The sequence below is a fragment of the Vibrio sp. 2033 genome (genome assembly GCF_033339735.1).
In genome coordinates this window covers 1-658 of the sequence record NZ_JAWOVC010000422.1, presented here as the reverse complement: position 1 = coordinate 658, position 658 = coordinate 1, and the positions used below count along the sequence as shown (strand labels likewise).

Annotated in this window: 1 protein-coding gene; it reads right to left on the bottom strand. The window is 44.1% G+C overall.

From position 1 onward, the window contains the following. The coding region (locus tag R7P74_RS26955) for a GAF domain-containing protein (RefSeq protein WP_318123731.1) at positions 1 to 455 on the bottom strand (455 nt) is incomplete at its 3' end. Positions 456 to 658: the final 203 nt, after the last annotated feature.

Here is a 658-nt window from a genome sequence, read left to right as displayed (position 1 = left end):
GTATAAAAATGGGCTTGATGATGCGCGACGTTAAGCGTACCCAAGCACATTTGACCATGCATCAGCGGCGCATCCATACACGTGCCCATACCGCTGGAGGTCAACATGACGCAATCTAGCTCGTCGGATTGAGAAACGTCGTCACAAATGATCAGTTGTTGGTTTTTGAACACACGCCCGACGAAGGCTTGATCAATCGGCACGAGAAAATCGGCAGGAATCGCTTTGTTGCCGGAAAAAGAGTAGACCTTGAGGTAGTCACTGTTTTCGTACAGCGTAATGCTGGTGCGGTCAGATTCAAAAATCCGATTGATCCATTCTGCGACAGTATCGAGCACCTGCTGTAACGTCTGTGATTGAGCCAAAAAGTGAACAAAGCCGATCGGTAAACATATTGGGCTTTCCATGTTTTGCGTCGACAAGTCATTTGGGTCAAAAGTTCTTTCAAGTCTCAATAGCTATCTCCCTAGACATTCCTCTAAATGTAAACAATAAGTAACACGCAGCTATTTTCAAGAAAAATACGTTCCTTTAACAGAGTATGGTTTATTTCTCGCCACTTGTGAGTGTCAGGTTGCTTAATGTGAGCTTGAACTCATGTCTAAACCGATAATTTTTATGCCTAATTAGCAAGAGGTGACCATTCGGTAAAGCGTAG